The organism is Pseudogemmobacter hezensis, from assembly GCF_013155295.1.
In the GTDB taxonomy this organism is placed as follows: Bacteria; Pseudomonadota; Alphaproteobacteria; order Rhodobacterales; family Rhodobacteraceae; genus Pseudogemmobacter; species Pseudogemmobacter hezensis.
The window spans coordinates 43,230-56,521 of sequence record NZ_JABJXT010000004.1; the positions used below are offsets into that span (position 1 = coordinate 43,230).

At 63.8% G+C, this 13,292-nt stretch carries 11 protein-coding genes; 8 read left to right on the plus strand and 3 right to left on the minus strand.

Going from position 1 to position 13,292, the window contains the following annotated elements:
* The first annotated feature begins 69 nt into the window (after positions 1 to 69).
* The 7 genes from HOY34_RS05850 to HOY34_RS05880 all read left to right on the plus strand — a co-directional run bounded on the left by HOY34_RS05850 (position 70) and on the right by HOY34_RS05880 (position 8,057).
* Complete coding sequence (locus tag HOY34_RS05850; protein ID WP_172360802.1) at positions 70 to 849, plus strand: DeoR/GlpR family DNA-binding transcription regulator; 780 nt, start codon at positions 70 to 72, stop codon at positions 847 to 849.
* Entirely contained in the window at positions 846 to 2,444 is a 1,599-nt protein-coding gene (locus HOY34_RS05855) for a sugar ABC transporter ATP-binding protein (protein ID WP_172360804.1), read from the plus strand. The genes HOY34_RS05850 and HOY34_RS05855 overlap by 4 nt, the downstream gene beginning before the upstream one ends.
* Complete coding sequence (locus HOY34_RS05860; protein WP_172360806.1) at positions 2,445 to 3,416, plus strand: ABC transporter permease subunit; 972 nt, start codon at positions 2,445 to 2,447, stop codon at positions 3,414 to 3,416. It begins immediately after the preceding gene.
* A 62-nt stretch (positions 3,417 to 3,478) separates the two neighbouring features.
* Positions 3,479 to 4,417 (plus strand): ABC transporter substrate-binding protein, encoded by a 939-nt coding sequence (locus HOY34_RS05865; RefSeq protein WP_172360808.1) that lies wholly within the window; start codon positions 3,479 to 3,481, stop codon positions 4,415 to 4,417.
* Between the two features lie 96 nt (positions 4,418 to 4,513).
* On the plus strand, positions 4,514 to 5,203 hold the full coding sequence (araD, locus tag HOY34_RS05870) for an L-ribulose-5-phosphate 4-epimerase AraD (protein ID WP_172360810.1): 690 nt from the start codon (positions 4,514 to 4,516) through the stop codon (positions 5,201 to 5,203).
* Positions 5,204 to 5,259: 56 nt separating this feature from the next.
* Positions 5,260 to 6,864, plus strand: coding sequence for a ribulokinase (locus HOY34_RS05875; RefSeq protein WP_172360812.1), 1,605 nt, complete (start codon positions 5,260 to 5,262; stop codon positions 6,862 to 6,864).
* A gap of 2 nt (positions 6,865 to 6,866) precedes the next feature.
* Positions 6,867 to 8,057, plus strand: a complete 1,191-nt coding sequence (locus HOY34_RS05880; RefSeq protein WP_253944247.1) for an AGE family epimerase/isomerase — start codon at positions 6,867 to 6,869, stop codon at positions 8,055 to 8,057.
* Between the two features lie 60 nt (positions 8,058 to 8,117).
* Here HOY34_RS05880 and HOY34_RS05885 read toward each other — a convergent pair whose 3' ends face one another.
* Positions 8,118 to 9,521, minus strand: coding sequence for an aminotransferase (locus HOY34_RS05885; RefSeq protein ID WP_172360816.1), 1,404 nt, complete (start codon positions 9,519 to 9,521; stop codon positions 8,118 to 8,120).
* A 146-nt stretch (positions 9,522 to 9,667) separates the two neighbouring features.
* On the opposite strand from HOY34_RS05885, the gene HOY34_RS05890 reads away from it, so the two are divergent.
* Complete coding sequence (locus tag HOY34_RS05890) at positions 9,668 to 10,132, plus strand: Lrp/AsnC family transcriptional regulator (RefSeq protein ID WP_172360818.1); 465 nt, start codon at positions 9,668 to 9,670, stop codon at positions 10,130 to 10,132.
* Positions 10,133 to 10,185: 53 nt separating this feature from the next.
* On the opposite strand, the gene HOY34_RS05895 is transcribed toward HOY34_RS05890, so the two are convergent.
* Together HOY34_RS05895 and HOY34_RS05900 are read right to left on the minus strand one after the other, a co-directional pair.
* On the minus strand, positions 10,186 to 11,079 hold the full coding sequence (locus tag HOY34_RS05895; RefSeq protein ID WP_172360820.1) for an ABC transporter substrate-binding protein: 894 nt from the start codon (positions 11,077 to 11,079) through the stop codon (positions 10,186 to 10,188).
* Positions 11,076 to 13,244, minus strand: coding sequence for a TonB-dependent siderophore receptor (locus HOY34_RS05900; RefSeq protein WP_216654659.1), 2,169 nt, complete (start codon positions 13,242 to 13,244; stop codon positions 11,076 to 11,078). Before HOY34_RS05900 ends, HOY34_RS05895 begins: the two co-directional genes overlap by 4 nt.
* Between the last annotated feature and the right edge of the window lie 48 nt (positions 13,245 to 13,292).

A 13,292-nucleotide genomic window follows, 5' to 3' on the forward strand; every position in this document is an offset into this window, starting at 1 on the left:
GAGTATTTACATTCCGCCCCCCTGAAATTAGGGTATTGCGTGGGAAGAGACTCACGCGGGGAGGGCGTGATGAGCGATATTGATCGCCAGGAACGCATTGCCTCGCTGTTGCAGGAACGGGCCTTTGCCTCGGTTCGTGACCTGCAGCTTCTGACCGGGGTCTCTGGCGCAACCATCCGCCGCGACATCGAAAAGCTTGATGGCGCGGGCCGCGCCCGCAAGGTCTATGGCGGCGTCTCGGCGCTGGAGCCGGGCGGGCGTGCCCGTGCCGCCTCGCTGCCTTTCGTCGAGAACCGCGATATTGCCGTGGCGCAAAAGCGGGCGATTGCCCAGGCGGCGGAAAAGCTGATCCGCGACGGCTCATCCGTGGTGATCCATGCCGGATCGACCTGTTTTCACCTTGGCATGCTGATCGCCAATCGCAATCTGCGGATCTTCACCCATTCGGTGCCGCTGGCCGCCTGGCTGGCCGAGCATGGCACCTGCCAGGTGGCGGTGGGCGGCGGCGATCTGCACCGCGATCCGGGGATTTTCTACGATCCCGCCGCCGCGCCCAACCGCTTTTACGCCGATCAGTTCTTTGTCGGTGCCCTGGGGGTTGGCGAGCAGGGCCTTTTGGAACAGCATCCGGTGCTGGTCCGGCTGACCCATGAGATGAGCAAGCTTGTCGCGGGCACCACGCTGCTGGCCGACAGCCGGAAGTTTGAGATGACGGCTCCGACGGTGGTGCTGCCATTGTCACGGGTCAACCGTGTGGTTACCGACGACGGCCTGGCCGATCGTCACGCGGCCATGCTGGAACGCGAAGGGGTGGAAGTGATCATCGCCCAGACAGAGAGTGAGACATGAACCAGCAAAGCGGGCAGGGGGCGATCCCTGAAACGGGTGCCGATACGGGAGCCGCGCCCATCCTTGAGATGAGCCATATCTCGAAAACCTTCGGCGTGGTGCGGGCGCTGCGCGATGTCAGCCTCAGCGTGCGCCCCGGTGAGCTGCACGCCCTGATGGGCGAGAACGGTGCCGGGAAATCGACGCTGATGAAGATCCTTTCGGGGGCCTATAAGGCCGATCCGGGCGGCGTCATCACCATCAGCGGCCGTCCGCAATCCGAGGCCGCAGGCCAGGTGGCGGTGATCTATCAGGAACTGTCGCTGGCCCCCAATCTGACCGTGGCCGAGAATATGTTCCTTGGCCGCGAGATCGCCACCCGTGGCGTGATCAATATGAAAGAGACCATCGCGCGGGCCACGCCGATCCTGAAGCGCCTGGGCGTGTCTTTCGGCCCGCATGACCGGGTGGCCGATCTGTCTCTGGGCGAGCGCCAGATGGTCGAGATCGCCCGCGCCCTGACCACCGATGCCCGGCTGATCGTGATGGATGAGCCGACGACCTCGCTGTCCTCGCGTGAGACAGAGCGGCTTTTCGAGGTGATCGCCCGGCTGAAATCGGAAAACATCGCCATCATCTATATCAGCCACCGCATGGAAGAGATCTATGCGCTTTCGGATCGGGTCTCGGTGCTGCGCGACGGCGTCTATATCGGCACGCTGGAGCGCGCCGATCTTTCGGCGGAACGGCTGGTCTCGATGATGGTCGGGCGCAACCTCGACAGCTTTTACAAGAAAGAACACGCCTGCGAGGCCGCCTTTGGCGGCGGTGCGCCGCTGTTGTCGGTGCGCAATATGGCCGATGGGCGGATGGTCAAGGACTGTTCCTTTGATCTTTACGCAGGCGAGGTGCTGGGCATTGCCGGGCTGGTCGGCTCTGGCCGGACCGAGCTGGCCCGCCTGATCTGCGGTGCCGATCCGAAAACCTCGGGCGAGGTGGTGCTTGAGGGCAAAACCCTCGACATCCGTGGCCCGCGTGACGCGCTGCGCGAAGGCATTACCTATCTGACCGAGGACCGGCGCAAGCTGGGTCTTTTCCTCGATATGTCGATCTCTGAAAACGTCAATGTCGCGGTGATCGGCGATGATGCTTTCGCGGGCGGGCGTCTGAATTTCGCCAGCGCCGCACGCCGCGCCGCCGCCGCAATCGAGCGTCTGGCGGTCAAGGCCAGCTCGGCGCTGGCACCTGTGGGCGGGCTGTCGGGGGGCAACCAGCAAAAGGTGCTGATCGCACGTCTGCTGGAAACCGGGCCGCGCATCGTGATCTTTGACGAGCCGACCCGCGGCGTCGATGTCGGCGCGAAATCTGAGATCTACAAGCTGATCGACGCGCTGGCCCGCCAGGGCGTGGGTGTCGTGATGATCTCAAGCGAGCTGGCCGAGGTGATCGGCGTCTCTGACCGCGTCCTGGTGATGCGCGAGGGCCGGATTGCGGGCCAGGTGCCCGAACAGGCCGGCGCCGAGATCACCCAGGAGGCCATCATGGCCCTTTCGACCGGGACCGCTTCCAATGCCGCGCCGTCGGCCAAGACCGCCACGGCGGAAGGAGTTGCATAAATGACTGATACCAAAACGGGCTCTGGCCTCAGCTTTAAGGCTGTTTTCGCAGCGCTTGGCATGTTGCCGGTGCTGATCCTGCTGGCAATCGCCTTCGAGCTGATCAGCGGCCGCTTCCTCAGCGTGAACAATATCTCGAACGTGGCCCAGCTGGCGGCGATCAACGTGGTTCTGGCCTCGGGCATGACCTTTGTGATCCTGACCGGGGGGATCGACCTTTCGGTGGGCTCGATCCTGTCGGTTTCGGCCATGGTGGCGGTGATCGTCTCGCTGATGCCTGAATTCGGCTGGCTGGGCGTGCCTGCCGCGATGGTGGTGGGCCTGGCCTGCGGTCTGATCAATGGCGTGCTGATTTCCGCGTTAAAGCTGCCGCCCTTCATCGTGACGCTTGGCTCTTTGACCGCTGTGCGCGGCGTGGCGCGGCTTTTGGGCAAGGATACCACGGTCTTCAACCCCGATCTGCCCTTTGACGTGATCGGCAATGGCAGCATTGCGGGCATTCCGTGGCTGGCGGTGATTGCCATGGTGGTGGTGGTGATCTCCTGGTTCATCCTGAAGCGCACCGTGCTGGGCACCTGGATCTATGCCGCAGGCGGCAACCCCGAGGCCGCCCGCCTGACCGGGATCAGCGTGCCTTTCGTGCTGCTTTTCGTTTACGGCCTGTCGGGCCTGCTGTCGGGCCTTGGCGGCGCGATGGCGGCATCCAGGCTTTATGCGGCCAATGGTCTGCAGCTGGGCCAGTCCTATGAGCTGGACGCGATCGCGGCTGTGATCCTTGGTGGCACCAGCTTTACCGGCGGTGTCGGCTCGATCTGGGGGACGCTGGTCGGTGCGCTGATCATCGCCGTGCTGTCAAACGGGCTGATCCTGATCGGTGTCTCGGATATCTGGCAATATATCGTCAAGGGTCTGGTGATCATCATCGCCGTCGCCCTGGACCGTTACCGCACTTCCGGTGGCGCCCGGACCTGATCCGGCCGCCCCATCCCGGCAAGACCCCTCTTCGTCAAACGCATCTTTTGGGAGGATTTCAAATGCGTTCGTTCAAAACCTTCGCCTCGGCGATTGCACTTGGTGCCGTTCTGGCCGCTCCGGCCTCGGCCAAAGAGCTGGAAAGCATCGGCATCTCGGTTGGCCTGCTGGGCAACCCCTTCTTCGTGGCCACCATCAACGGCATCGAAGACGCGGCCAAAAAGATCAATCCCGACGTCAAGGTCACCTCGGTTTCGGCCGATTATGACCTGAACAAGCAATCGGGCCAGATCGACAGCTTCATCGCCGCTGGCGTTGACATCATCATGCTGAACGCCGTTGACGCCGAAGCCATCGCCCCGGCCGTGAAACGCGCCCGCGATGCAGGCGTGATCGTCGCAGCCTTCGACGTGTCCGCCCCCGGCGCAGACGTCACCGTGATGACCGACAACCTGAAAGCCGGCGACAAAGCCTGCGAATACATCGCAGAAAAGCTGGGCGGCAAAGGCAATGTGCTGATCGTCAACGGCCCGCAATCCTCGTCGATCCGTGACCGCGCCCAGGGCTGCCGCGACGCCTTCGCCCGCCACCCAGAGCTGGTTCTGCTGTCGGATGACCAGAACGGCCAGGGCTCGCGCGAGGGTGGTCTGGCCGTTGGCCAGGCGCTTCTGGCCCGCTTTGACCACATCGACGGCGTGTTCGCCATCAATGACCCGACCGGCATCGGCTTTGCGCTGGCAGCCAAACAGGCGAACCGCAATGAGTTCATCATCACCGGCGTAGACGGTGCCCCCGATACCGAAGTGGCGCTGCAGGATGCAGACAACCTCTTCAAGGCATCGGCCTCGCAAGACCCCTATACCATGGCAGGCCAGTCGCTTGATCTCGCCTATCAGGTCTTGCAGGGCAACCCGCCCGCAGAGCCCGTCGTTCTGCTGGAGCCGGCGCTGATCACCAATGAAAACATTGCCGATTACAAAGGCTGGACCGCCCCGCGCTGATCGCTCGGAGCTGACTGATACCGCCGCGCCGGGGGCATTCCCCGGCGCGGCACCCCACTGAAATACCCACTGAAATACACTGCGGTGCCCCATCCCATGAGCGAGCTTTCCCTTCGCAAGGCTGTTTTAGAGGCCAATCTTGCCACCGTCCGGCATGGTCTGGTGATCTCGACCTTTGGCAATGCCAGCGCCATCGACCGTGAGGCGGGCCGCATCTATATCAAGCCAAGCGGCGTGCCCTATGAGGATCTCTCAGACGCGGATATGGTCGCCTGTGACCTGGATGGGCGGGCGCTGGACAATCGGCTGAAACCCTCCTCCGATCTGGCCACCCATGCCGTGCTTTACCGGGCCTTCCAGGGGATCGGCGCGGTGATCCACACCCATTCCACCTATGCCACGATCATGGCCCAGGCGAAACGCGCCATTCCCGCGCTTGGCACCACCCATGCCGATTATTTCTATGGCACGATCCCGGTCACCCGCGATCTGACGGCCGAGGAAATCACCAGCGACTATGTCACCAATACCGGCCGGGTGATCGTTGAGACCTTTGAGGGCATCGACCCTCTGACCATGCCTGCGGTTCTGGTTGCGGGCCATGGCCCCTTTGTCTGGGGGCGCACCCCGCAAGAGGCGGTCCATAACGCCTTTATCCTGGAAGAGGTGGCGCGGATGGCCTGGCATGTGCTGTCGCTGAACCCGAACGCCGCGCCGATCTCGCAGGTGCTGCTGGATCGCCACTTCCTGCGCAAACATGGTGCAGCGGCCACTTACGGCCAGTAAGCATACCCCAACCCACCCTGCGGGCCCCGCAGTCCAACCAAAGAGGAGAGGCCAGGATGATCGTCGCCGGCGTCGATTTTGGCACGCTCAGCGTGCGCGTCACCCTGATGGAGACCGATACCGGGGCGACCCTGGGCGGGGCTGCGGCCTCTTATCCGCTGAAACGCAGCGCCGATGATCCGCTTTTGGGCGGTCAGGCCCATGCCGATCACATGGACGGGCTGACCCGCGCGATGCGCGAGGCGCTGGAAACCGCCGGGATCGACGGGGCCCAGGTTGCGGCGCTGGCCTGTGACACCACCGGATCAAGCGTGGTGATGCTGGACAAAGACCTGCAGCCGCTGGCCGATTACTACCTCTGGTGCGATCACCGCGCCCATCATGAGGCCGCCGAGATCACCGCCCTGGCCCGGGCGGAGGGGCTTGAGGCGATCAACTGGTGTGGCGGCACCTATTCGCATGAATGGGGCTATGCGAAGGTGCTGCATTTCCTGCGCCACAACCCCGATCTGCGCCCCCGTTTCGCCACCGCGATCGAGCATTGCGACATGGTCGCGGCCACGCTTTGCGGCATCCGCGAGATTGCCGATCTGCCGCGCAGCATCTGCGGTGCGGGGCATAAGTGGATGTATGGCGCGGCCTGGGGCGGGCTGCCGCCGCAGGATTTCCTCAGCCGGGTTGATCCGCTGTTTGACGGCATCAACGCCAAACTGGCGGGGCGCTATCTGACCTCGGACAATATCGCGGGCCATCTGTCGCCGGAATGGGCGGAAAAGCTGGGGCTGAAGGCCGGGATCCCGATCCCCGTCGGGGCCTTTGATGCCCATTGGGATGCGATTGGCGCGGGCGGGCAGCCGGGTGATGTGATCAATGTGGTCGGCACCTCGACCTGTATCATCGCGCTTGGGCCGGAAGATTTCCGCCCCGTGCCGGGTCTTTGCGGCGTGGTGCCCGGCAGCGTTCTGCCCGGCTGGGCCGGGATCGAGGCCGGGCAATCCGCCACCGGCGATGTGTTCGAGGCCATTGCGCGGCGCGGCAATCTTGATCTGGCCACCGCGCTTGACGGCTATGACGATCTGATCCCCGGCGGCACCGGGCTGATGCGCATCAACTGGGACAATGGCGACCGCACGGTTCTGGTGCGCTCTGACCTTGGGGCGGTGACGCTGGGCTGGGATCTGAACCACCGGGCCGCGGATGAGCTTTTCGCCGCCATTGAGGGCATGGCGATGCATGTGCGCATCATCATCGAGCGCATCGCCTCGGGGGGCGCGGAATGCGGGCGGATCGTCAATGCAGGCGGCATCCCGCAGAAGAACGCGCTTTTGAACCAGATCTATGCCGATGTGCTGAACCGCGATGTCTATGTGCCGCAGACCTCGCCCACGGGGACGGGGTCGTGCATCTTTGCAGCCGTTGCCGCCGGGGCCTTCCCCGATTTCGCCAGCGCCCAGGCCGCCCTTTGCCCGGCCCCGCGCATCTATCACCCAAGGGCGGAAAACCGCGCCGGATATGACGCGCTTTTCGCCCTTTTCGCGGACCTTTATTTCGCAATGGGCGAGGGCCGCCCTGCCGATCTGGGGCGCATCCTGCCCGCCTTGCGCCAGTGCCGCCTTGCTGCGGCCGAGGCCCGTCACACCCCATCAAATCAGGGACAATGATCATGACCAGCACCCCCGATTACCGCAGCCAGGACTGGCTGCTGTCTCAGGCCCGCGCCATTCTGAAGTTCCACGATGCGGGCCGTGACCCCTCGGGCGGGTTCCGGGCGCTGGATCTTGAGGGCAAGCCCTTCCCTGCAGGCCCGGGCGGCGCGCCCCGGATCCTGCATGACATCTGCCGCATGATCCATTGCTATGCCATTGCCACCCGGATCGACTGGCCCGGCGCGGCGGAGATGGTCGATCACGGCATGAACTGGCTGCTGACCCGCCAGTATGATGCGGTGAACGGCGGCTTTTTCTGGGCGGTCGATGACAATGGCCCGATTGATCCGCTGAAACAGGCCTATGGCCATGCTTTCGTGCTGCTGGCTGCGGCCTCGGCGCATCAGGCGGGCCATAAGGACGCCGAAAAGCTGCGCGATCTGGGGCTGGATGCGCTTTGGACCCATTTCTGGGATCAGGATTTCCAGGCCGTCAGCGATACCTTTGATGCCGACTGGAGCAATGGCCTGCCTTACCGCGGCCAGAACGCCAATATGCACCTGACCGAGGCGCTGATGGCGGTCTATACCGCCTGGGGCGACCCCGATATCCTGGCCGCCGCCACTGCGATCAGTGAGCGGATCATCAACCAGAATGCCCGCGCCGCCGGCTGGGTGGTGCCCGAGCATTTCACCCCCGGCTGGCAGATTGATCCCGATTTCGACGGCGATGCGATGTTCCGCCCCTCGGGCACGACACCGGGCCATGCGCTGGAATGGTCGCGCCTTGTGCTGGAACTGTGGCAGCTGTCCGGCCGCCGCGCCGCCTGGATGCCCGAGGCCGCGCAGGGGCTTTACCGCCAGGCGGTGGCGCTTGGCTGGCTGCCCGAGGGCGGCTTTGCCTATACGCTGGGCAATGACGGCAAGGTCTCGCGTGACTGGCGGCTGTGGTGGCCCTGCGCCGAGGCGATTGCCGCCGCCTGGGCGCTGGATCAGACCGTGCCGGATCCATTCTGGGGCACCTGGTATGACCGGGTCTGGGCCTTCACCGATGCCAGTTTCATCGACCATGAATTCGGCGGCTGGATCCATGAGATCGACCCTGAGGGCAAGCCCCAGACCCGGGTTTTCAACGGCAAACCCGATATTTACCACGCGCTGCAGGCCTGTCTGATCCCGGCAGGGGTGATGGGGCCGCGCTACCGCTGAACTGACATCTGACGCCCCCGGGCCGCGATGGATGCGCGGCCCGGGGGTATCGGTATCGGATCAGGCCAGCGCCTTTTCGCGTGCCAGCTCATCCATGACCTGGCGCACCGCTTTGGCGGCGATCCCGACGATCTGATCGACCTCATCGCGGGTGGTCACCAGCGGCGGCGCAAAGCCCAGGATATCGCCATGCGGCATCGCCCGCGCGATCAGCCCATGGGCCCGCGCCGCAGCCGAGACACGCGCCCCCACCTTCAGCGCCGGATCGAACCTGGTTTTCTGCGCCCGGTCAGCCACAAATTCCAGCGCCGCCATCAGCCCCACGCCGCGCACCTCGCCCAGGATGGGCAGCTGCGCAAAGGTCTTTTGCAGCTGCGCCTGGAAATAGGCCCCGGTCTCGCGGGCATTGCCGGTCAGATCCTCGCGCTCGACAATATCCAGCACCGCATTGGCGCAGGCGACGCCGACCGGATGGCCCGAATAGGTATAGCCATGCGAGAAAGCCCCGACCCGTTCCGCCCCGTCCTCGATCACCTTGCAGATCTTTTCGCTGACAATCGCCGCCGACAGCGGGATATAGGCTGAGGTCAACCCCTTGGCGACGGTGATCAGATCGGGGGTGATCGCGTATTTATCCGCGCCAAACATCGCCCCGGTGCGGCCAAATCCGGTGACCACCTCATCGGCGATCAGCAGCACATCATATTTCGTCAGCACCGCCTGGATCGCCGCCCAATAGCCCGCAGGCGGTGGCGTGATGCCGCCCGTGCCCAGCACCGGCTCTGCGATAAAGGCACCGACGGTTTCGGGGTCTTCGCGCAGGATCATCGCCTCCAGCTCTGCCGCGCGGCGGGCCGAGAACTGCTCTTCGGTCTCGCCCGGCGCGGCCCCCCAATAGTAATGCGGTGCCCCGGTGTGGCGGATCAGGCCCATCGGCAGATCCATATGGTCGTGATAAAAGCTCATCCCCGTCATCGAGCCCGAGATGACCGAGCAGCCGTGATAGCCGCGCTCGCGGGCGATGATCTTCTTCTTTTTCGGCAGGCCGCGCAGGTTGTTGTAATACCAGACCAGCTTGGCCTGGGTCTCATTGGCGTCAGAGCCGGACATGCCGTAAAAGACCCGGCTCATCTTGCCCGGGGCCATTTTCACCAGCCGGTCTGACAGGGTCGCCAGCCCCTCGGTCGTATGCGCGGCATAGGAATGGTAATAGGCCAGCTGATGCGCCTGTTTTGAGATCGCATCCGCCACCTCGCTGCGGCCATAGCCGATATTGACGCAGTAAAGCCCGGCGAAAGCGTCGATCAGCTGGTTGCCATGGGCGTCCTGGATGCGAATGCCCTTGCCCCCGGTGACGATCACCGGATCACCCGATTTGCCCGAGGCGAAATCCTTCAGCTGGGTGAAGGGGTGCAGAACGCTTTGGCGGTCTTTTTCCGCGATGGCGGCGATGTCGATGGGCATATGGGCTCCTGCCTGGCGATGTTTTGGGGGCTGTTTTGGGGCTGTGTCCGGCGCAGTTTAGCAGCTGCTTTGCGATGGATTCCGGCGTATCCTGTGGCTGTGGCGCTGAAAAACTGCGTTGAATCGCCGAATGCGAAGGAAAACCGATGGAGCTGGACGCAATCGACCGCCGCATCCTGCGTGAGGTGCAGCTGAACAACCGTATGACCAGCGAAGAGCTGGGCGCTTTGGTCGGCCTGTCGGCCACCGCCTGCCAGCGGCGGCTGAAACACCTGCGGGCAGAGAGGGTCATCGAGGCCGATGTGGCCATCGTCTCGCCGCGCAAGGTGGGGCGGCCGCTGACCACGCTGGTCCAGGTCTCACTGGAGCGCGAGCGGGCCGATATCATCGACCGTTTCAAAGCCGCGATCCGCGACACGCCAGAGATCATGACCGGCTATTACGTCACCGGGGATGCCGATTTCCTGCTGGTGGTCACCGCCCGCGACATGGAGGATTTTGAGCAGTTCACTCGCAGGTTTTTCTATGAAAATCAGGATATAAAGGGCTTCAAGACCATGGTGGTGATTGACCGGGTCAAGGCAGGCTTTGGCCTGCCGCTGGAGGTTTAGGCCCGGCGTAGCCCCCCGTTGCAGCCGCGCTCCCTCAGCAAGGGGCGGCTTTGTCAGCCCATCATCTGCGCAAGTGCCGCATCGACCAGCGCGGCCAGCGTGTCATAGCCGCCAAAGGCCCAATGCGCCCCGATCAGCCGCACCTGGCCCTGGCGCACCAGCGGCAGCGCCTGCCACAGTCTGCTTTGCGCCAGGGCCTCGGGCAGCGTGTCTGTCAGTAGCAAAAGCCGGGTATCCGGCGCCAGCCGCGCCAGCGCCTCTGGCCCGATGCGGACAAAGCCGAAGCGGGCGTCAGGATCCTGGATCGCGGGTTGCAGGCCGATGCGGCCTAGCGCCTGGGCGGCGGCGGCGTCAGAGGTCATCGCCCGCAAATGCGAGGTGCCGGGCAAAAGCTGCGCCAGCACGAAACTGCGGGTCGGGGGCGGGTTCTGGGCGACACGCCTTTGCCGATCCTGCAAAAACGCCGTGAATTCAGCGGCTTTTTCCGCCGCCGGGCGGTCAAGCGCCGCGCAGACATCAAGCCAGGCCTGATCCACCATCTGCAGCTGATCGCCATCGGTCAGATCATTGATCAGAACCGTTGGTGCGATTTCCTGCAGCTGCTGGCGCAGCCCCTGATTGCGCAGAACCGAGCCAAGGATCAGATCGGGCTGCAGCCGCCGGATGGCCTCAAGCCCGGGTTGCTGCCGTGCGCCCAGCGTCTGCGCATCGGCCAGCTGCGCCTGGCCAAAGCCGACCCATTCTTTGTAAAGCGCCAGATCAGCCACCCCCAGGGGGGCGACCCCAAGGCTGAGGCACATCTCTGTCGCCAGCCATTCCAGCGTGACGATGCGCAAAGGGGCCGCCGCAAGACGGGCAAAAGCCGCCCCCGGAAAGGGGACGGCAAAGGGCGCGGCCAGGGCACCTTGTAAAAAGCGCCTGCGTGCGAGGGCGGGCCTATCCGTCAAAATGTCTTGCTCAGCGTGGCGGTGAAGGTTCTTTCCCCGCCGAAATAGCACTGGCTGGCGACGTTACAACCCGCGACATAGCGCTTGTTGCCAAGGTTATAGGCGTTCAGCTGCAGGCGGTAGTCGTCAAAGGCATAAGACACAAAGGCATCCGAGACCGTGTAGGACGGCACCATGAAGGTGTTCAGCGTATCGCCCGCCGTCTCGCCGACATAGCGCACCCCAAGGCCCATGCTGAGATCGCCGCTGATCATCGGGGTATCGACATCATAGCTGACATAAAGCGAGGCCTGCTTTTTCGGCACCGTATAGGGCAGCTTGCCGATCTCGGCGGCGTTTTCCGAATGGCTGACTTTGGGGTCCTGGTAAGAGGCGGCGGCATTCACATGCCACTGGCGGCCGATGTCCAGCTTTGCCTCCAGCTCCCAGCCTTTTACGGTGACCTCATCGGTCTGATAGAAGGCCCCGGCGATCCGCTTGACCACATTGGTCTGATTGGCCTCGAAATAAGACAGACCAATCATCCAGGGACGATCCGAGGGCGCATATTTGATCCCGATCTCTTTCAGCTCGCCTTTGGTCGGCTTCAGCGGCGTATCCGCCAGGGTCAGTGCGGGCAGGAAAGAGGTCGAGTAAAGGATATAGGGCGCGATGCCATTCTCAAACGCCCAGGAGGCGCCGATCCGGCCGGTCAGCTGCTCGCCCGATTGCAGGTAATCGGCGCTGGTGCCGGCCAGCAGCTCTGTCTGCGTCGAGGCGGTGGTATAGCTGTCATAGCGCAGCCCGCCAACAACCGTCAGATCCTGCCAGCGCAGCGTGTCCTGCAGATAGATGCCGCGCTGGTAATTGGTCTGGGTCAGGCTGCGGGTCGGCACGGCCGGGGTCAGCGCCACGGTATAATCGGGGTCATAAAGGTTCAGCCCCGGCCCCGCGGTCGAGCTGGTCAGGTTCACCAGTTCCTGGCGCTGGAAATCGACCCCGGCGATCACCTCATGATCGACCGCGCCCGTCTGCGGCCGCCAGGTCAGATGCGCGTCGGTGATAAAGGCCTTCAGATCGGGCTGCGCCAGATAGTTGTAGCGGTTCACCGTCTGCCCGTCGGCCTGCAGCGGACCAGAGAAAAGGCTGCGATAATCCAGCCGCATCCGCGTGTAGCGCATGGAATGCGACAGGGTCAGATCGGGGCTGAGGTCATGCTCCAGCTCATAGCCGATCATCTGCGTGGTCTTTTTATAGACCGCCTGGCGCGGATCGCCGTCTGACACATCAACCGGCAAAAGCTGGCCATGCGCATTCGGGAAGATCGAGCCCTCTGCAGGCACGATCGCGCCGGGCTGGCCGATATCATCCTTCAGATAGCTGGCGCTGAAGGTCACCCTTGTCGCATCGCTGGGCCGCCAGGTCAGGCTGGGCGCAAAGGCGATGCGGTCATTGCGGGAAAAGGCGACCATATTGTCGGAATCGCGCAGCACGCTGATGACGCGATAGCTCCAGTCAGAGCCCTCAGAGACCGGACCGGTGAAATCAAGGCCGATCTCTTTGCGGTTATAGCTGCCAAAGCGCAGATAAAGTTCGCCGCCCGCCGTGGATTGCGGCTTTTTGGCATTCATGCTGACGATGCCGCCGACATTGCTTTGCCCGAACAGCGCCGAGGCCGGGCCGCGCAGCACCTCGATGCTTTCGATCATGAAGGGCTCGACCATCACCCCGGCATAACCGCCGGTCTGATTGCCGATCTGGGGCACGCGCAGCCCGTCGAGGAACAGATCCGAGGGGAAGCCGCGCACGCTGAAATAATCCGAGCGCGGGTCGGTGCCATAGCGCTGGCCATTGGTGTTCACGCTATAGGTCAGCGCCTGCGCGACAGAGCTGACCGCCTGATCGTCCATGGTCTTGCGGCTGATCAGCGTCACCGCCTGCGGGGTGGTGGCCAGGGGCGCGGGCGATTTCAGCGCGGTTTTCGCGGTGCGGGTCACATCGGCCGACGAGGCCCCGATGCCGCCTGCGCCTTCCAGGAAGATGGTGCCCAGACTGACGGCGTCCTGCGCGGTTTCCTGTGCAGCGGTCTCCTGTGCTGCGGCCTCTTGCGCGGTGAGGGGCAGGGCTGCGCCGATCACGGCCACGGTGCAAAGGTATAGGCATCTCACGCCGGGGCGAGCTTGCATGGTATTTCTCCGGTAACAGACAATCGGGCTGCCGACCTTGCGCGGGGG

Bases quoted from the DNA above. Each gene is read 5' to 3' on its own strand.
- HOY34_RS05850 (WP_172360802.1), top strand. From the start codon at position 70: ATGAGCGATATTGATCGCCAGGAACGCATTGCCTCGCTGTTGCAGGAA.
- HOY34_RS05855 (WP_172360804.1), top strand. From the start codon at position 846: ATGAACCAGCAAAGCGGGCAGGGGGCGATCCCTGAAACGGGTGCCGAT.
- HOY34_RS05860 (WP_172360806.1), top strand. From the start codon at position 2,445: ATGACTGATACCAAAACGGGCTCTGGCCTCAGCTTTAAGGCTGTTTTC.
- HOY34_RS05865 (WP_172360808.1), top strand. From the start codon at position 3,479: ATGCGTTCGTTCAAAACCTTCGCCTCGGCGATTGCACTTGGTGCCGTT.
- araD (WP_172360810.1), top strand. From the start codon at position 4,514: ATGAGCGAGCTTTCCCTTCGCAAGGCTGTTTTAGAGGCCAATCTTGCC.
- HOY34_RS05875 (WP_172360812.1), top strand. From the start codon at position 5,260: ATGATCGTCGCCGGCGTCGATTTTGGCACGCTCAGCGTGCGCGTCACC.
- HOY34_RS05880 (WP_253944247.1), top strand. From the start codon at position 6,867: ATGACCAGCACCCCCGATTACCGCAGCCAGGACTGGCTGCTGTCTCAG.
- HOY34_RS05885 (WP_172360816.1), bottom strand. From the start codon at position 9,521: ATGCCCATCGACATCGCCGCCATCGCGGAAAAAGACCGCCAAAGCGTT.
- HOY34_RS05890 (WP_172360818.1), top strand. From the start codon at position 9,668: ATGGAGCTGGACGCAATCGACCGCCGCATCCTGCGTGAGGTGCAGCTG.
- HOY34_RS05900 (WP_216654659.1), bottom strand. From the start codon at position 13,244: ATGCAAGCTCGCCCCGGCGTGAGATGCCTATACCTTTGCACCGTGGCC.